Annotated in this window: 19 protein-coding genes; 17 read left to right on the forward strand and 2 right to left on the reverse strand. The window is 39.0% G+C overall.

The features are described from left to right. Positions 1–10 precede the first annotated feature (10 nt). The 3 genes from pheT (at position 11) to BMW61_RS00220 (ending at position 4,667) form a co-directional block, all read left to right on the forward strand. A complete protein-coding gene (pheT, locus tag BMW61_RS00210; protein ID WP_091819361.1) occupies positions 11–2,431 on the forward strand; it encodes a phenylalanine--tRNA ligase subunit beta in 2,421 nt (806 codons plus the stop codon). A 172-nt stretch (positions 2,432–2,603) separates the two neighbouring features. After that, on the forward strand, positions 2,604–3,827 hold the full coding sequence (locus BMW61_RS00215; protein WP_091819362.1) for a serpin family protein: 1,224 nt from the start codon (positions 2,604–2,606) through the stop codon (positions 3,825–3,827). A 21-nt stretch (positions 3,828–3,848) separates the two neighbouring features. After that, positions 3,849–4,667 (forward strand): hypothetical protein, encoded by an 819-nt coding sequence (locus BMW61_RS00220; protein WP_091819363.1) that lies wholly within the window; start codon positions 3,849–3,851, stop codon positions 4,665–4,667. Here BMW61_RS00220 and BMW61_RS21725 read toward each other — a convergent pair. Beyond that, the gene (locus BMW61_RS21725; protein WP_175475053.1) at positions 4,621–5,070 is read right to left on the reverse strand and encodes a hypothetical protein; all 450 of its coding nucleotides are present in this window, start codon (positions 5,068–5,070) and stop codon (positions 4,621–4,623) included. The genes BMW61_RS00220 and BMW61_RS21725 overlap by 47 nt on opposite strands. A 99-nt stretch (positions 5,071–5,169) precedes the next feature. After that, positions 5,170–5,307 (reverse strand): hypothetical protein, encoded by a 138-nt coding sequence (locus BMW61_RS21730; protein ID WP_175475054.1) that lies wholly within the window; start codon positions 5,305–5,307, stop codon positions 5,170–5,172. Between the two features lie 113 nt (positions 5,308–5,420). Here BMW61_RS21730 and aat point away from each other — a divergent pair, with 113 nt between their 5' ends. The 14 genes from aat (at position 5,421) to BMW61_RS00295 (ending at position 18,812) form a co-directional block, all read left to right on the forward strand. Then, positions 5,421–6,086 carry a leucyl/phenylalanyl-tRNA--protein transferase gene (aat, locus tag BMW61_RS00230; protein ID WP_091819364.1) on the forward strand — a complete coding sequence of 222 codons (666 nt, stop codon included), beginning with the start codon at positions 5,421–5,423 and terminating at the stop codon, positions 6,084–6,086. A 101-nt stretch (positions 6,087–6,187) separates the two neighbouring features. Next, a complete protein-coding gene (locus BMW61_RS00235; RefSeq protein ID WP_022759805.1) occupies positions 6,188–6,565 on the forward strand; it encodes a DUF1622 domain-containing protein in 378 nt (125 codons plus the stop codon). A 39-nt stretch (positions 6,566–6,604) separates the two neighbouring features. Next, a complete protein-coding gene (locus tag BMW61_RS00240; protein ID WP_175475055.1) occupies positions 6,605–7,141 on the forward strand; it encodes a rhomboid family intramembrane serine protease in 537 nt (178 codons plus the stop codon). Between the two features lie 621 nt (positions 7,142–7,762). Continuing rightward, positions 7,763–9,031: a leucine-rich repeat protein gene (locus BMW61_RS00245; protein WP_091819366.1), complete on the forward strand. Its 1,269-nt coding sequence runs from the start codon at positions 7,763–7,765 to the stop codon at positions 9,029–9,031. Positions 9,032–9,350: 319 nt separating this feature from the next. After that, positions 9,351–10,574 carry a leucine-rich repeat protein gene (locus BMW61_RS00250; protein ID WP_139176148.1) on the forward strand — a complete coding sequence of 408 codons (1,224 nt, stop codon included), beginning with the start codon at positions 9,351–9,353 and terminating at the stop codon, positions 10,572–10,574. A gap of 22 nt (positions 10,575–10,596) precedes the next feature. Further along, entirely contained in the window at positions 10,597–11,952 is a 1,356-nt protein-coding gene (locus tag BMW61_RS00255) for a leucine-rich repeat domain-containing protein (RefSeq protein ID WP_091819368.1), read from the forward strand. Positions 11,953–12,049: 97 nt separating this feature from the next. Further along, a complete protein-coding gene (locus BMW61_RS21735) occupies positions 12,050–13,291 on the forward strand; it encodes a leucine-rich repeat protein (RefSeq protein ID WP_175475056.1) in 1,242 nt (413 codons plus the stop codon). A 240-nt stretch (positions 13,292–13,531) separates the two neighbouring features. Then, a complete protein-coding gene (locus tag BMW61_RS00265; protein WP_091819369.1) occupies positions 13,532–13,720 on the forward strand; it encodes a hypothetical protein in 189 nt (62 codons plus the stop codon). Positions 13,721–13,774: 54 nt separating this feature from the next. Next, the gene (locus tag BMW61_RS00270) at positions 13,775–14,026 is read left to right on the forward strand and encodes a GlsB/YeaQ/YmgE family stress response membrane protein (RefSeq protein ID WP_022759812.1); all 252 of its coding nucleotides are present in this window, start codon (positions 13,775–13,777) and stop codon (positions 14,024–14,026) included. Between the two features lie 115 nt (positions 14,027–14,141). After that, positions 14,142–15,191: a glycoside hydrolase family 43 protein gene (locus BMW61_RS00275; protein ID WP_242876564.1), complete on the forward strand. Its 1,050-nt coding sequence runs from the start codon at positions 14,142–14,144 to the stop codon at positions 15,189–15,191. 139 nt (positions 15,192–15,330) lie between these two features. After that, positions 15,331–15,627 (forward strand): STAS domain-containing protein, encoded by a 297-nt coding sequence (locus tag BMW61_RS00280; RefSeq protein WP_026497598.1) that lies wholly within the window; start codon positions 15,331–15,333, stop codon positions 15,625–15,627. A gap of 132 nt (positions 15,628–15,759) precedes the next feature. Further along, positions 15,760–17,199, forward strand: coding sequence for a PP2C family protein-serine/threonine phosphatase (locus BMW61_RS00285; RefSeq protein ID WP_091819370.1), 1,440 nt, complete (start codon positions 15,760–15,762; stop codon positions 17,197–17,199). A gap of 108 nt (positions 17,200–17,307) precedes the next feature. Next, entirely contained in the window at positions 17,308–18,456 is a 1,149-nt protein-coding gene (locus BMW61_RS00290; protein WP_091819371.1) for an HAD family hydrolase, read from the forward strand. Continuing rightward, a complete protein-coding gene (locus BMW61_RS00295; RefSeq protein ID WP_091819372.1) occupies positions 18,453–18,812 on the forward strand; it encodes a hypothetical protein in 360 nt (119 codons plus the stop codon). The genes BMW61_RS00290 and BMW61_RS00295 overlap by 4 nt, the downstream gene beginning before the upstream one ends. Positions 18,813–18,870 lie beyond the last annotated feature (58 nt).

Below are 18,870 nucleotides of genomic sequence, written 5' to 3' on the forward strand. Positions count from 1 at the left end.
AGGTTGCGCAATGGACGCAAATTTATCATGGATTAAAGCATACGTACCGGATTTAAACGCAAGTGATCAGGAGATCCTCGATGCACTTACACTTTCCGGAACAAAGGGCGAGGGATTCCATCGCCTTGATAAAAACTTAGAGAAAATCGTAGTTGGTCAGATAGACAAGATCGAGCAGCATCCCGATGCTGACAAGCTTGTAATCTGCCAGGTTAATATCGGATCCGAGGAGATTCAGATCGTTACCGGCGCAAAGAACATGAAAGAAGGGGACAAGGTTCCCGTAGTTCTTGATGGCGGAAGAGTTGCCGGTGGACATGACGGCAGCCCGAATCCCGAGGAAGGAATCAAGATAAAAGCAGGTAAGCTCCGCGGAGTTCCCAGTGCGGGCATGATGTGTTCAATTGAAGAGCTCGGCTCAAGCAAGGACTTTTATCCCGATGCTCCCGAGGACGGACTTTATATACTTCCCGAGGACACTGAGGTTGGAGCAGATGCAGTAGAAGTACTCGGACTTCACGACACAGTATTCGAGTTCGAAGTAACAAGTAACCGTGTAGACTGTTACAGCATCCTCGGTATTGCAAGAGAGGCAGCTGCTACATTTAAGCTTCCTTTCAAGGCTCCTGTTGTTAAGGTTGAGGAGACATCTGAGAAGGCTTCTGATTACATTTCAGTAGAAATTAAGGATGCAGACCTTTGCTCACGTTACTGCGCAAGAGTTTGTACAGACATCAAGGTTGGTCCTTCACCCGAATGGATGCAGAGAAGACTTGCTGCAAATGGTGTAAGACCTATCAACAACATCGTTGATATCACAAATTATGTAATGCTCGAGTATGGTCAGCCCATGCACGCATTTGATCTTTCCACAATTGCAGGAAACAAGATCGTAGTAAAGCGCGCTAAGGACGGCGAGAAGTTCATAACACTTGACGGACAGGAGAGAAATCTCGACAGCGAAGTTATCATGATCTGCGATGGCGAGAAGGAAGTTGCAATCGGCGGTATCATGGGTGGCGAGAACTCCATGATCACAGAGGACGCTAAGACAGTTCTCTTCGAGGCTGCTACATTTAACGGCCCCAACATCCGTAAGAGTGCTAAGAGAATCGGACTTCGTACAGATGCTTCAGGCTTCTTCGAAAAAGGCCTTGATCCCAACAATGCTGAGGACGCAATCAATCGCGCATGCCAGCTTGTAAATATCCTTGGCTGCGGTAAGGTTACATCCGGAATCGTTGAGGCTAAGTCACCTATCAAGGAGCTTAACAGAATCAAGTTTGAGCCCGACAGAATAAATGCACTTCTCGGAACTGATATCGACAGACAGACAATGCTTGATATCTTCGCAAGAGAAGAGCTCGTATATGATGAAAAAACAAATGAGATCGTTGTTCCCAGCTTCAGACAGGATCTTATCGGTATGTGTGATATTGCAGAGGAAGTTGCCAGATTCTATGGCTACGACAAGATCCCTTCAACTCTTCCTAAGAACGCACCTACAACAGGTAAGCTTACCTTCAAGATGACAGTTGAGAAGACAGCACGCGAAGTCGCTCAGTTCTGCGGATTCTCACAGGCATACGGCTATTCCTTCGAGAGCCCCAAGGTATTTGATAAGCTTCTTTTACCTGAGGATGCTCCTGAGAGAAATGCGATTAAGATTTCCAACCCGCTTGGTGAGGATTTCTCAATTATGAGAACAATCCCGCTTAACGTTATCCTTACAAGCCTTGCTACAAATTACAAGCGCAGAAACAAGGATGTTAAGCTCTATGAGATAGCTAATATCTATATTGCAAAAGAGCTTCCGCTCAAGGAACTTCCCGATGAGAGATCACAGTTTGTTCTCGGATTCTATGGAGATGGCGATTTCTTCACAATGAAGGGTGCTGTTGAAGAGTTCCTTGGCCAGATCGGCATGGCAGATGACCTCGAATATGATGCTAAGGCAGGCAAGCCTTTCCTTCATCCCGGACGTCAGGCTCTTATCAGCTTCAAGGGTGAGACTATCGGATATCTCGGAGAGGTTCATCCTGAGGTACTCGACAACTACGGAATCGGAACAAGAGCATATATTGCAGTTCTTGACCTTCCTTCAGTTGTTCCGCACGCAAGCTACATGCGCGTATACACAGGTATTGCAAAATTCCCTGCTGTAACCCGTGATATCAGTATGGTTGTTCCTACAGCTGTAACAGCCGGTGACATCGAGAAGATGATCAAGCAGCGCGGTGGCAAGAAGCTTGAGAAACTCGAACTTTTCGACATCTATGAAGGTTCACAGATTGAGAAGGGCTTCAAGTCTATGGCTTACTCACTTGCCTTCAGAGACAAGGAAAAGACTCTTGCAGATGATGAAGTAAACGCAGCTATGAAGAAGATTCTTAATGGCCTTGAAAGCCTTAACATCTCACTTAGAAGCTAATATTATTTTCTAAAAAATGATGGAAGCCTTCCCTCAGATAAATGGGTGGAAGGCTTCTTTATGCCCATAATCTATTTGCATAAATTTTTTGATACCTGATGCAACATATTTGCCTCCAAATCTGTATATAGTATAGAACCTCAAAAACGCAGATTTATTCGGAGGATTTATTATGAAAAAGAATATTATCGCAGTTGTATTAGGACTTATACTTGCATCCGGTTTGTTCGTAGGTGCCGGAAAATATATTGCTTATTCTCGTAGACTGGTACCTGCTGAGCCTATGGCTCAAGAAAGCGAAACAGAGCTAAAATACAGTGAAAATAGCAATTCCTACGGAGTAACGGATAAAAAAGAATTTGATAAGAAGCTTGTTGAGTTTATAGAAGAGAATGGGTACGAAAACAAGAACTACATGATATCGCCTACATCTTTCAGAGCAGCACTTGCTATGTCAGTTGCAGGAGCTGATGGAAATACCAAAGAAGAACTTCTTCACGCGATGGGCTTTAACAGCATTGAAGAAGTAAATGAGTGGTATTCATCTGTGGTGGATTCTTCTGAAGAATCAGCATTTATTTCATCAAACTCAATCTGGAGAAATACTAAGGCAAACGGAAAATTTTTATCTTCCTACAAAAAGTATGTAGCGAAGCACTATGATGCTAAAGCAGAGGAAGTATCACCTGAGAAAATTACAAGTAAGGTAAATGACTGGGTTAATAAAAAGACTAATGGAATGATAAAGGAAATAAGCAGCGACCTTTCAGAATATGATCTTTTGCTGATAAATGCCTTGTATCTTAAATCTTCATGGGTAAATAAATTCTATGAGGGCAGAACAGAGCCCGGTGATTTTAGGACCTTTGAAGGCAAAACAGCCCTTAAGGACTTCATGAAACAGCAGGAAGATTATAAATACTACGAGGATAAAAACGGAAAACTGGTTGTGATTCCTATGAATGGTGGAGTTGATGCAGTTTTCATACTGGGTGATATAGATGATCCCAGGGAGAAAATGAACCTGGCTAAAAAGGAGACAGTATCGGTCAGACTTCCCAGGTTTGAGACAGAATCTGAATTTACATCTTCTGAGCTTATGGGGTATTTGAACAGTCTGGGTGTACAGGATGCATTTAATGATAAAGCGGATTATTCAAAAATGTGTGAAGCCATGGATGTTCAAATAACAGAGATAATTCAGAAGACCAAAATAAAGATAGATGAAGAAGGTGTTGAGGCAGCCGCTGTTACAATGGTTGCAAAATGCGATTCCTGCGCTATGCCGGAAGAGAAAGAAATAAAGGAATTTAATGCAGATGAGCCATTTAAGTATATGATTATGACTCATTCGGATGATCCGGAATTACTATTTTACGGACAGATTGTTGAATAAAACTACAAGAAGGGTTTAGACATGAATGGAAAATTAAAAAGCTTTATATATATGATATTTGTTACGTTGACAGTTAGTGCATTTTTGCTTGGAATAGCAAATATAGTCACTTCAAAAATGATGGAAAGATATGTTGAGGTTCCGGCTTACATAACTGATGTAAGCTTCAGACATTCGCATATACGTCATTATAATGTGAAATATTACTATACACTTCATTATAGTTATGAAGGGCAGGAGTATGAAGTCGAAAAGGTAAGCAGAATAGCTCCTAACGAGAATCTTGATAGGGCATGGCTTGATCCTGTATATATGAAAAATGTGGAAACTGTTAGTAAAGAGAAGCATGTTATATACGGATTTGTGCTCCTGGCTGTTTCCGCGATATTTGGATTTATAACAGTATTTATAACAATTTTAAGAAAGAAAATATCCAAGATAAAGCAGGAAAAGCAGAACTATCAAAACTATCAGAATGATCAAGTCTATAATATGTTCTCAAGAAAATATATGAATGAACAGATAAGATCCATAAACTATGGTAAGTTTCCGATAGGACCAATTATTTCAGGTATTTATGCGGCGGTATTCGCGTTTATGGGAACAATTACATCCATTCTTGGTGCTGTATTTACCAAAAATCCGAGTGGGGCAAGAATACAAATAAACGGAAGACTGTTGCAGGGACAGGAATCAATTGATGCAGCTATGAAATGGGGAAAGGTACTTCTTAGAGTTGGAAGTGTTGCATTCGTTGTGGCATTTATCATGGTGGTACTAACAGTTGTATTATTCACGCGTTATAATAATCAAATAAGATATCAGAATGACGCAATTTAAAGGGAAAATGCAAAGTAAGCGAATGATTATTGATCATTACGCTTACTTTGTTTTTTTTGGAATAATACTTTTTGACATATTTATAGATGGAATCTTTATGATTATCTGAGAGATTATCGTATGTTTCAATAATAAATGAAAGTTTTGGATCCTCAGAATTAATCATATATTCAGGAGTGGAAGAGGAATCGCTGTTTGCTGAAGCTTTATTTTTTGAAGCATCTATGAAGACTTCCATAAATTGTGTTAATGCAGCGGCTTGAGATATGCCGGATTTTGAGCAAGCTTCTTTAAAGTTGTCGGTAAGGTCTTTTTTTAATTTATAACCTTTTGTAATATAGCCGACCTTCTCCTGATAGCGCTGTGACCATATTGTTTGATTTTTTGGATTGCCTACAGGCATGTTGTAATCACCTCCTATAGTTGTTATAATAAAACTAATCGGAGTGGAGCGATGCAGAAGTTTTGGGCTCGCTCCACTCGTGAGACCCTTAATTAGTAATTATTTATTTTCAGGTTCTGTGATTAGTTCTTGAAGATACGCCAAAATTTTTTCTTTTGGCGTATCTTCTTCAATTAGCTTGATAATCATTTTGATGATGCCTATGAACATATAGTTAGTCATTTCTTCATTCTCCATGATATTTCGCTCCTTTCTCGCTTGACCCACGACTATTATTTGATAGCATAAGGTGCACCATATGTAAATGTGCTTTATATGTGATCTTTAGGCTTTTTGTGAAAGGGATATTAATGCCTGTATACAGACTTGATGATAAAAAAATCATGTTCCCCGATCCCCGGCTTGCAGAAGATGACGGTCTTCTTGCAATTGGCGGGGATCTTTCTATGGACAGGCTTATTCTGGCCTACAGCAATGGAATCTTTCCGTGGTATACGGAGGGTGAACCGGTATTGTGGTGGGCTCCCAAGGAACGCTTTATTATCAGGCCTGCTAACATTCATGTGTCTCATTCAATGAGAAAGTTTTTCAGAAAGCATGAGATATCAATACGTATAAATCGTGATTTTGCAGACACGATGCACAGATGCAGGATCAAGAGGGAGTTCACAGAAGAGGGAACCTGGATAACCGATGACATGGAAGTGGCTTATAAGAGACTCTGTGACAACGGATTTGCGCTAAGTGTGGAATCCTTTGTTGATGGGGAGCTTGCAGGCGGTCTTTATGGTGTCAGCCTTGGCAGATGCTTTTTCGGAGAGAGCATGTTTTCTGAGATGGAAAACGGATCAAAAATCGCACTTATACTGTTCTCAAAGGTACTTGAAGAAAATGACTATGTAATGATCGACTGCCAGTTTGAGACAGAGCATCTGAAAAGTATGGGTGGTGAAATGATCAGCTTTGAGGAGTATAGGGAGCTCCTTACCAAGGGCTTTGAACGGAAAGAGAAATAATAGGATTTTTTGATAATTTATTATTTTTTTATCAACTATTATTCATATGTGATGTTATAATTTTACCAGAAGATGGCGGCATTTTAGGGGAGAATATCTGTATGGAAGAATTATACCTTAGCGCTGAAAACCTGCTTCGTTACATAGTTGAATTTTCAACCTTATTATTGGAATTCTTTGGCATATGCATTCTTGTGTATACCGGCTTAAAAAGCTTTTACCTTTGGATAAAAAAGGATGGCTCTATAAGACTGGAGCTTGCACAGGGGATTGCCCTCGCGCTTGAATTTAAGCTTGGCGGCGAGGTACTTAGAACAGTAGTTGTCAGAGAATGGGCAGAGCTTGGAATTCTCGGCGCTATCATTGCGCTCAGGGCAACGCTGACCTTCCTTATCCATTGGGAAATTAAAAACGAGGAGAAAGCTTTGCAGCCTACTCTCAAGGAAAGTCTTGAAAGTAAGGAAGAGCATAAAGTCTGACTTCATCTTATGAATACTTTAAATCTAATGACATATCCCGTGACATGCGGGTTAATCGCAATTAATATAATCATTTTCATTCTAATAAATCGCAAGGTATTAAGCGTAGGGCAGCTTGGCTCGTCCTATATCAAGACGCTGCAGGAGAAAGAGTTCTACAGGATTGCCACAAGCGCCTTCACTCAGAAGGAATTCCTGCACCTTGCCTGTAATATGTATTCTCTTTATAACATCGGATGTGTGCTCGAAAACGCACTGAAGTCCGATGTCTTTGCTGTATGCTATTTCACTACCATGATCGTGGGCGGCGCGATTTCCGCAAGACTTCATAAAAAGGGTTCGCCCTTTACTCTCAGCATCGGAGCCTCCGGCGTCATCTGCGGCCTCATCGGGATTTACATGGTAATTGCATTCTCTGTCTGGGGCTTTTCCGCCTTAACCTCCATGATTCCAACAATTGTTATACTCGCTCTTATGACCACTTCCAAGAAGATAGATTCCATCGGCCATTTCACAGGCCTTCTTTGCGGCATTCTTGGAGGAATTGTGTTAGTGAATATCTATCATTTCGGATGAGCTTTCTCTTGTTATTCTGATTACCTTTAAGTGCCTGCTTTGTTGTAAAAAGGTAAATGTGGGCTTTGGATTTTTTATGGAAACAACAAGTTCTAACACTAATTCTTGATTTGTTGTTCGGCCTTTCGCCAGGCACAATAAAAGTGAGTGTTTCCTTCTGATTTGTTGTTAGGCATTTCTCCAAGAACAATAAAAATGTAATTTCATTCTGATTTGTTGTTTATATTTTTTCTGGGAACAACAAATGTGATTATATCATCTTGATTTGTTGTTTGACCTTTTTCTAAGCACAATAAATATTGATAATGCTACTTGAATTGTTGTTTGAGCCTTTCCTCAGGTACAACAAAAATCGGTGCTTCTTGTTTATTTATTGTATATGACATTTGTTGTCACCAACTTGAAGAAGTTCTTGATAAAACCAAATATAGATAGTATCTGATTAGTCGCAGAGAACTTGAATATTGCGGAATATCTACTGTGTTTACGGTGGTACATTATTTTAAATAAAAACTATATATAACCTTTTGCTTAAAAAACGATTAACACGCTCATATGATAGAGGGCGTGTTTTATAATGGGAATATGGTTGACAATAATGATACTTAGGAGGTGGGTTTGATGAGAAAAATCAAGAAAATTTTTTCCATTATTATCTGCATAGCATTGTGTTCATGTTTGTTCCCAATGGGAACAGCTAAGGCAGCTACTGATTTTAAAGCCCCAGTGAAATTAATTAAGCTTGATGATGATGGTAATACTATTTCTGAAACATCATTAGGTGATGCTAATGTAGTTCTCAAGAATAACAATAAACCTTATGATACATATAATCCTGAGGAAGGAATTGTATTACAAGAATATATTGCTGCTGAAGATGATGTTTATAGTCTTGCTGGCGTTGTTGTTGATGAGGGGTATGATGCATTTGTATGTGATATGTATTTTATCAACTTTACAGCAGCAAGTTGGAATATAGAGGACGTTATCCAAGCGGATATAACATTTAAGGTGCCTGAAGGATATAGTCCTGCAACTGTAAAAAGGATATATCAGCATTATTTGCATGAAGGAAGCGCACAAAAGGTTAATTGTGTAAGTTATACAGATACAACAGTAACATTATCGGTAGATTTGTGTGTACGAGCTCATGACTATTATGCAGATCCTAAGGTATGGGGACTTAAGGATGAGTTACTTCTTGAGATGAAGAAGACTCAAGATATTAGTCAAAAGACAGCTGTTCTTTCAGCTGAAGAGTTCACCTATACAGGTAGTCCTATTACTCCTGAAGTTAAAATTGAAGGACTGACTAAGGATGTTGATTTCAAAGTTGAATATTCAAACAATATAGAGGTTGGTGAAGGCACGGTTACTATTACCGGAATAGGAGCTTATAAAGGCAAAATAACAAAAACATTTAAGATAAAAGCAAAGGAATACAGTAATTCAGAATATGTCGATGAAACGGGTGGAGCAAACTACATCGTTAATACAGATGCAAATGGTAATACAACCGCAATTTATACAGGACCAACAAATAAGAAATCGAAAAAGATTACAATTCCTTCAAGTATAACTCTTCCTGACGGAACAACAGCTAAAGTTACCCAAATAGATGCAAACGCATTTAAAGGTTCCAAAGCTAAACAGATTACAATACCAAGCACAGTAACTAAGATCAGTAGTAAAGCTTTTGCAGGATCTGAGGCAAAGAAGATTATAATTAAGACCGATAAGAAGGGAAATATATCAATTGGAAAAGGTGCTTTCAAGAATATGAAAGCCAAGAATGTACAGATTGTTATAAAAGGATGCAAAGGTAAAGCAAAAGATAAGCTAGTAAAGAAGATTAAGAAACAGGCACCTAAGGGTACGAAGGTTAAATAATCAATTATAGGAACAAGCAGGCATGTGCCTGCTTGTTCTTTTCTATAAGTGGAAACAGTCTTAGTGATTTAATAATTGATTATTCTTAATTGACGGTAATTTAATAATAATATTTTTATAAAATGGTTTGGCACGTTTCGTGACATGACTGAAGTCATTGACAATTTACCTTCTTGTATTGATTAGGCTATAGGATAAATGTCAAAATAAAATTATGAATTCATCTGTGAAAAAGCTATGGATTTTTGATAAAGAAAATAACTTAAATGTTGATTTAAATAGGGTGTTTAATCGAAAGAGAGGTGCGTTTATGAGGTTTATGAGAAGAGTAGGAAGCTTAATTTTATGCGCTGCGATGGTGGCTTGCTTAATGCCTGGGGTGGTTGCGCGTGCTGCGACTGAGGTTGAGGTAGTTGTCAGAGATAAGAACTCCGAAAAGACAAATGATAAAGCAAAACTTGTATTTAGTGAGGCAGATGCTTTTGATACTTATAACGAGCTTGATACCATAGAATTCAGATTTTGGAAACTGTCTGAGGAAGATGGTATGTGGTATCAGGAAGCAAAGGAGCATGCGGATGAGGGATATGATTTGTTTGCGCTTGGGTGTAATTTAGAGACTTTTACATCTCAAAAATGGACTGAAAGATACATGACTGTCAGAATAACATTTCCGATTCCTGATGGCTATGATTCTGCTTCATTGACTCGCGTTTTTGATTGCATTGAACCACCTGCTTATGAAAACGCAGACAGAGTGAAAGCAGTAAGCTCTACTAAAAATAGTTCAACGATAGACGTTGTATTAGCGGCAAGAGGTAATGCAGGATATTACCTTACTGGTGAGATTTTCTTCCAGATTAAAAAGACTGAAGATATCAGCGGAAAGAAAGCCACACTTTCGGCAACAGAATTTGATTACACAGGAAGTCCTATAACACCTGATGTTACTATAGAAGGTCTGGTAAAAGATCGTGATTACACTGTGACATATAAAAATAATATTGAACCCGGAACAGCTACAGTTACCATCACCGGTATTGGATCTTATAAAGGAACCATTGATCTGACCTTTACAATAAAACAAAAACAATATAAAGATGAGGAAGTGTCTGATAAGGAATCAGGCGCAGATTATCAGGTTAATACAGAAGCCGATGGAACTACCGTTGCTACCTATAAAAAATCAACAGATAAGAAGGCTAAGAAAATAAGTATTCCTTCTGAAATCAAGCTTCCAAACGGAACAACTGCAAAGGTTACTAGAATTGGAGCTAAGGCATTCAATGGCTCAAAGGCAAAACAGATTACAATCCCTTCGACTGTTAATAAGATTGACGGTAAAGCTTTTTCTGGATCAGCAGCTAAAAAGATTATTCTTAAGACTGATAAAAAAGCAAATGTATCAATTGGAAAAGGTGCATTTAAGAATATGAAAGTAAAGAATCCGACAATTCTTATCAAAGGATGTAAAGGAAAAGCAAAAAAGAATCTTGCAAGTAAAATTCAAAAGCAATCTTCAAAGGGAACAAAGATTAAATGAATTGTGAAAGGAGAGTGATGTTATGAGGATGATTAAAAGAATTAGTACGATTACATTGACAACAACACTTATACTCATGCTTATTCCAATTCAGGCTTTTGCACAGGACACGAAGGATACTTTTTCTGGTATTCCTATTATGATGCTTGATGGAAATGGCCGAACTGAGCAGGGCAAAGCCACTGTCAAAATGGCATCTAGCAAGTATACAAGAATTGATGAAAATCAAAATGAATATGAAATACGTTCTAATGGTGGAACTACCAAAGATGATTTGGGGCCAGCAGGTGGCAATCTACCTGACGGATTAGATGCCGGATATTCTTATTGGCAAATTTACAGATTAGAATTAACTCAAGTTATTTCAGAAACAATGATTCATGAATCGATGAATAATGCAGCTACGATGACAGTACCGATTCCAGATGGCTGTAGCGCGGCAGGTGCAAAAAGAATATATAATTGTTCTCAGCCGGACGCTGTTCAAGAATTAAACAAGATTGATGTAACGGACAATGGTGATGGTACTATTTCATTTCCTATTGTACTTGGATTTGTTGATAGGAGTATGGGGCAGCAAGGAACAGATTTTTTGGTTTGTGGAACATACGTTGTTGAATACAAAAAAACAATTGATATATCAACACTAAAAACAAGTGCGTCTCTTTCAGCAACATCTTTCGATTACACCGGAGCAGCCATTACTCCTGATGTTACAATTACAGGCCTTACAAAGGATGTAGATTATACGGTTGCTTATACAAACAATATTGAACCAGGTACAGCAACAACTACCATAACAGGAAAAGGCGCTTATACAGGGTCATTCACGCTTGAATTTACTATTAACAAGAAGGAATATAAGCAGGAAGAAGTAAAGGATGAAAAGACAGGCGCCAGCTATGAAGTAACAACAAATGCTGATGGCTCAGTAGAAGCAACATACATGGGAAGTGAGAAAAAGGATGAAAAGAACGTCAAGATTCCCGATAAAATAACACTTCCTGATGGTACAGAGGCTAAGGTAACAAAAGTAGCAAGTGGTGCATTTAAGAATAATAAAACTGTAACAAGTGTTACAGTTGGTAAAAATGTTACCGAAATTGGATCAGGTGCATTCCAGGGATGCCCTAAGCTTAAGAGTGTTAAGATTCCTGCCAGTGTGACCAAGATTGATAAAAATGCTTTCAAGAACTGCAAGAATCTAAAAACAATTACCATAAATGCGAAGAATTTAAAGAGCGTTTCAAAATCAGCATTTAAGGGATTGAAAAAAGGTTCAACGATTAAGATAACCGGAGTAAGCGGCAAGAAGAAAACAAAGGCTATAAATATGGTTAAGAAAGCAGTTTCATCCGGTAATACCAAGGTTAAGTAATACTGCGGAATTATGCTGTTATGTGTAGCGGTCTTATTTATTAGATCGCTACACGCCTAAAACCACGATTTAGAAATATGTGAGAGGGGATTTGATTATGATGAGAATGATAAAAAGAGCAGGAGCATTCTTTCTGGCTTTTTCATTGGCATTATCAATGACGATAACCTTGCCAATACTTTCATTTGTTTCATATGCAGCTGATACAGCAGAGGTTGACTTTAAGTTTGATGATTCTTCTGTAAAACCGGGGAAATTTGTTTTGAAAAATGCGTTTGATAATTATGTTAAAGCAGATGCCCCAATAAATGTATATTTTGAGGAAAACCATCCTGAAGAAGTAAAAGGCAATGTAGATGCTGGCTATGATTTATTCGCGGTTGACTGTGGCTTTTCGGGTATTTATGCTGCAAATTATACTGAGTGGACAGAATATGATGCTATTATGACGATGCCAATTCCTGATGGGTATGCACCGGCTAGTCTGAAAATGGTCTATCAGTTCCATTATAAAAACGGAGATAAATGTGAATATAAGAATAAAGTAGAGGCCACAAGTTACACTGAAAATACTGCTACAATACCGCTAAAGATGATGACACTAGCTAAGGGAGCACTAGAGGATTGGACCATATCTTCTCATGTATATGTTGAATTAAAAAAATTTGAGGATTTATCTACTAAAACAGCAACGCTTTCGTCGAACAGTTATGATTATACGGGAAGTCCAATTGTTCCTGAAGTCACTATCCCTGGCCTTGTTAAGGATAAAGATTTTACAGTTGTATGTACTAATAACATAGAGCCTGGCACAGCTACAGTCACTGTTACAGGAAAGGGTATCTATAAAGGCACAATTACACTGCAATTTACAATTAACAAGAAGGAATACAAACAGGAAGAAGTAAATGATGAAAAGACAGGCGCAAGCTATGTAGTAACAACTAATGCTGACGGAACAATTGATGCAATCTATAAGACGCCAACAGATAAAAAGGCAAAGAAGATTACTATTCCCGAGAACGTTACTCTTCCGGATGGATCAACAGCTAAGGTGACTCAGATTGCACCCAAAGCCTTCAAAGATTCCAAGGCTACGCAGATTACTATTCCTAAGTCAGTAAAGAAGATTAGTGCAAAAGCTTTTGAAGGATCATCAGCAAAGAAGATTATTCTTAAGACTGATGCAAAGGGTAAAGTTTCAATTGGAAAAGGCGCTTTCAAGAAAATGAAGGCTAAGAAAACTACAATCCAGATTAAAGGATGTAAAGGCAATGCAAAGAAGAAACTCTCCAAGCAGGTTAAAAAACAGGCTTCAAGCGGAACTACAGTAAAATAATTTGATAGTATCTATGTATCATATCTCTTCAGAGAGGCTGTTGCACAGTTGTGTGTGGCAGCCTCTCTGAAATTTTATAAGCCAAACACCACTTTTTTTCATAAATCCCCATAAACGAAAAATAACAACAATAATGTCGCAATGATGGATATGTATTCTACTCTCAACTACAAATAAAATAGTATCAACAAAGAAAAACTAAGTTTGTCATTCGTTTTATTAAAAAGGAGGCGAAATTTTATGACAATCACTTGGAAACAGAGTTCATATTCATTTTTTCTCGCTGCTATTCAGCTGATACTGGGCATAAGCTGGTACGTTGCCGGAAGGAGCAGATGGCTGATTCTCATGGCATTCGGACTTGTGATAATTCAGGTTGTGAATGGAATATCATGCAGGATACGTGAGAAAAATGAAGAATCAAAGTAAAAGTGTGGTATTATTGTTAGGTATGTAAAAAGTATTTTGGAGAGGAGAACCAAAATGGGATTATTAAGAGGACTTATACTTGGTGCAATAGAAGGTTGTATAGCAAGCAGCATCATGAATGAGAAATCAGGAATGGTGAAGAATATCGTTCTTGGTATCGTTGGTGGATGCGTCGGAGGCTTTGTGTTCGGACTTGCAGGATTATCAGCAAGCGGACTTATAGGAAACCTTATCATTTCAACAATCGGTGCATGTATCTGTATCTGGATTGGAAGAAAGCTTTCCAGTTCTGACAATAAAGATTGAACCTGAGAAAATCGCATTATCTGAGCAGCACATATTCATTAGTGAATAGAGTGCTGCTCTTTTTATTTGTATAATTCATATAAATCATTTGGAAAAAGAGGGAGCATAGGGACTTATGGATGCAGAATACAGGAAAATTGTATGTGTTGCTGTAATAATCGCGTCTGCTGTTTTTCTAAGCGCTATCACTTTCAGCAACTATATTGGGACAAAGGCAAGTAAGGAGAATGACGTAATGAGTGAAGAAGTTAGTTTCAGGAAAAATCCTATTATAACGGATATTTATACAGCCGATCCGGCTCCGATGGTGTATGGGGATACTCTCTATCTCTACACGACACATGATGAGGATGAGCTGATAAATGATTTTTATACTATGAGGGATTGGAGATGCTTTTCCACCAAGGATATGGTGAACTGGGAGGATCATGGATGCATTTTCTCTCTGGAGGATATCTCCTGGGCGGACGACAGGGCATGGGCTCCCCAGGCGGTTGAGAGAAACGGTAAATTCTATCTGTATTGCCCGGTTCATAAGAGAAACGGTGGAATGGCCATAGCTGTAGGGATTTCAGACAATCCGGCAGGCCCTTTCAAGGATTTGGGACATCCGCTTGTTGATGAGGGAGACTGGAACGATATAGATCCCACTGTTTTCATCGATGATGACGGACAGGCCTATCTTTATTTTGGCAACCCTGAACTTAGATATGTTCTTCTTAATGAGGATATGATTTCTTACGACAAAGAAGTGGGAGTTGTGAAGATACCCATGACAGAGGAAGCCTTTGCTAAGGGCAGTCATGATACCGGAACCTCCTATGGTGAGGGCCCCTGGTTTTATAAAAAAGACGGCCTCTATTACATGGTTTACGCTGCTTTCGGTGTGGGACAGCAAAATGAGCACCTGGCATATTCGACTTCGGATTCTCCGACAGGTCCCTGGAAATATGGCGGAGTTCTGATGACAGAAGAGGGCGGAGTTTTCACCAATCATCCCGGAATTGCTGACTTTAAGGGACATTCGTACCTGTTTTATCACACAGGAGAGCTACCGGGGGGAAGTCTTTTCCACCGAAGTGTATGCGTAGCGGAATTTAAGTATAACGAAGACGGTTCCATAGACACTATTTCAAAGTGTGATGGAGTACCGACCATAAAATGAGCAAATGATTGAAGGCTCCCAAGGGTAAAGCGTTTATCTACCTTTGAGAGTCTTTTCATGTGGTGTGATAAATTTGTGATAGTAATATTGATACCATCAATACAGGATACATAAGGGGCACAAAGGTGAGGGTAGAAATATGACTATTACAAAAACTTTGAACGGAACTTCATTGTACATGGTACTTGGCGGAAGACTTGATACAAAGTCCGCGCCGGATCTTTATGAGGAGATCAATAATTCAATAGACCAGGTCGATAATCTTGAACTGGATATGGCGGATCTTAAGTACATTTCATCGGCCGGACTAAGAGTCCTTCTTACAACTCAGAAAGAGATGAACAAAAAAGGCACAATGGTCGTTAAAAATGTAGGCCCGGATGTGGGATACATTTTTGAGGTAACAGGATTCGACAATTTTCTTACAATAGAGTGATTAAGCAGATTTCCGGCAATTCCTGGGCACCTGGGCAATACTTGTCAAAAAGTGATATGAAAATGTTGAACCAATCTGATATAATGATTGACGTATTACATATGTCCGAGCGGCATATTTGGGGAGATTGGTATGAGTTTATCACAGCATATTCATATTGCACTTGAGCTCTGGTGCGCTTTTTTCTGCGGCATTGCTATAGTCTGTGTTTTAGCGTCGAGATTTCAGGATAATGTAAAATCGAGACTTCTCATTTTTCAGTTGAATACCATTGCTTTTATAAATTTATTAGAGGTTCAGGCCTATTATTTCAGAGGGAATACCACAAAGCTTGGTTATTACTCTGTCAGAATAGCTAACTTTGGCGTCTTTTTTATGAACCATCTGCTTTTGATATTCGCAACACACTATATCTGTCACAGGATGGGGAGTAGCCACAGCAAGGGAACAAAGCTTACTTGCAAGGCAATAACTATACTTTGCGTCATTGGAATAGTTCTGCTTATTCTATCCAGAGTATTTGGGTTCTATTATGCCTTTGATGATCAGAACAGATATTATAGGTTAAACGGAACCTACTGGATTATGCTTTTTATTCAAATGCTGGCCATGATGATTTTGACAGGATACACCATATGTCACTGGAGGCATTTGAAAAAGCTTGAGAAAGTCGCCTATTTATCCTATGAACTTCTTCCGGTTCTTGCAATAGGAGTTCAGAACTTTGTATATGGAATTTCACTTGCTACACTTGCAACCACTTACTCAGTTCTTCTCATGTTTGTTGTATATGAGATTGAGTATTCGGAGGTTGTGGTTCTGGACAAACAGCGCATAGAGGCTGAGTTATCTCTGGCGACATCAATCCAGACTTCCATGCTTCCGCATGATTTTCCGCCCTTTCCCGACAGAAAGGAATTTGACATTTTTGCCACGACTGAACCGGCGAGAGAGGTGGGCGGCGATTTTTATGACTACTTCCTTGTTGATGATGATCACTTATGCATCGTTATGGCAGATGTTTCAGGAAAAGGCATACCTGCAGCACTTTACATGACAATATCCAAGGTGATCCTGAAAAATACTGCGATACTTGGAAAATCCGTATCTGAGATTTTGACCCTCACCAATGATGGACTTACTAAGGAAAATAACACCGGTATGTTTGTGACTATCTGGATAGGTATGTTGGAGATATCTTCAGGGATACTTACCTGCGCAAATGCCGGTCATGAGTATCCGGCGATTATGAGAAAGGGTGGCAGTTTTGAGATTTTCAAAGATAAACACGGCTTCGTTCTTGGCGGAATGGAAGGCGTGAAATACAAAGAGTACACTATTCAGATGAATCCGGGAGACAGGATTTTCCTTTATACAGACGGGGTGCCCGAAGCAACGAATAATGTTGAAGATATGTACGGTATCGAGCGCATGATAGGCGCACTTAATAAAGAACAGGAAGCTCCTTTGGAAGAACTACTGAAAAATGTTCGCACGGATATCGGATCCTTTGTCAGGGATGCGGAGCAATTTGATGACCTCACAATGATGTGCCTCGAATACAGAGGATAGTTTTAATCATATATTTATGTGTAGTTTATCAGGTTTTTATTTCATTAATGCATAATGTAAGGTGTATATGAATACACAAATTTGATTACTTATGAAGGGGAGATATTGATGGAAAATAAAAATCCAGAGGTTAATTACCTTAAGGTAGTAATTGTAATTGCGGTAATTTTTCTGATAGCAGCTTTCTGTATCATAAAAGGAGGAAGGGAAACGGTTAAGACGAATACTTCTTCCGGCAACGCCCTTGCATCCTGGACAGATACCGCACCTGCGAAGGAAGCACTTATAAATTATATGAGTGCAATCACTGATGAAAACAGTGCGGATTATATTCCTGTTGAGAGACGAATTGCCGTATTTGATCTGGATGGAACACTCTTTTCCGAGACAAATCCTATTTACTTTGATCACAGCCTGCTTCTTCACAGAGTGCTTGAAGATCCGGATTATAAGGATAAGGCTTCTGATTTTGAGAAGGACGTTGCAGCGCAGATCCTGCAGTGGATTCAGGACGGTGAATATCCTAAGACAATGGATATTGACCACGGAACAGCAATTTCAACTGCTTTTGCCGGAATGACTGTGGATGAATTCCAGGATTATGTTGAGGAATTCAGCAATCAGCCGGCTCCCGGATACGACGGTATGACAAGAGGAGAATCCTTCTATCAGCCGATGATGGAGGTTATTGATTTTCTTAATGAAAATGACTTTACAGTCTATGTTGTCAGTGGAACAGACAGATTCATAGTCAGGGGCGGAGTTAGAAATAACTTAAAGGTTCCAATGAATCAGATTATTGGTTCTGATGAAACTATCGAAGCCAGCGGACAGGGAGACGAGGATGGCCTTAAATACCAGTTTACAGCTGATGATAAGGTTATTACCGGCGGCGAGTTTGTGGTTAAGAATCTTAAGACGAATAAGGTTACCGCAATTGTTCGTGAAATAGGTGTTCAGCCTGTTCTTGCTTTTGGTAACAGCTCCGGCGATTTCAGCATGGCTAATTATGTAATTCATGATAATCAGTACAAGAGTCTTGCATTTATGCTTTGCTGTGATGACGTTGACAGAGAATATGGCAATCTTACAAAGGCAGAGAAAATGGAAGCTGACTGCGCAGAGCAGGGATTTATTCCGGTTTCCATGAAAAATGACTGGACTACAATTTATAAAGAAGGCGTTAAAAAGAATCCTAATGTAGGTCTTGATATCTATGATCAGGAATACGAAGAAATAATGGATGATGCGGCATGAGTGATAGAAGAAATAACGAGAGAATTCAAATGTACAGTAGTGCCCTTGTTTATATTGAGGGCTATGACGCTGAAATAGAAGGTATTGTCACCAATCTCAGCGAAGAGAATATTGGTTTAAAATGCCGTATTTCCGATGAGCAGAAAAAGAAGATTGAGGACAGTAAAATGATTACTTTCCAGTTTGTTGATACATATCTGGAAGGTAAAAAGGCAAAGACAGATGTTGTACAGGCCTGTGCTCTTATACAACGCATGGAATATTCAGATGGAGAATGTTTTATCGGCGGAGTGGTAAGAGACGAGAATTTTAAACGTTATGTTCTTCGAAGAAAGCTATCACCGTATTATAAATAAGTGATATAAAAAGCGTAGCAGATGCTACGCTTATTTTTTTCAAGTAATTATGAGATTG

Source organism: Butyrivibrio sp. ob235 (assembly GCF_900109475.1).
In the GTDB taxonomy this organism is placed as follows: Bacteria; Bacillota; Clostridia; order Lachnospirales; family Lachnospiraceae; genus Butyrivibrio.